General features: G+C 46.7%; 1 protein-coding gene. It reads right to left on the minus strand.

Features of this window, described 5'->3' with window-relative positions:
* Positions 1-227 (minus strand): pyridoxal-dependent decarboxylase (locus BCU12_RS10180; protein WP_133153856.1); only part of this gene is annotated, 227 nt, incomplete at both ends.

Raw genomic sequence — 227 nt, forward strand, 5'->3', positions numbered from 1 at the left:
AAACAACACCATTCCTGCGCCCATTGGGATGTAAAGCTGCTTGTGTGCATCAATGGTTACGGAATCCGCGAGTTCAATACCATCGAGCATATGACGATGGTTGTTTGACATGAGTGTTGCGCCACCCCAAGCCGCATCGACATGAAAATGACATTGTTCCTGTTGACAAATTTCCGCTATTTCTCTTAACGGATCAATATTGCCCGTCTCTGTAGTACCTGCGACAC

Source organism: Vibrio sp. 10N.261.55.A7, from assembly GCF_002877365.1.
Lineage (GTDB): Bacteria > Pseudomonadota > Gammaproteobacteria > Enterobacterales > Vibrionaceae > Vibrio.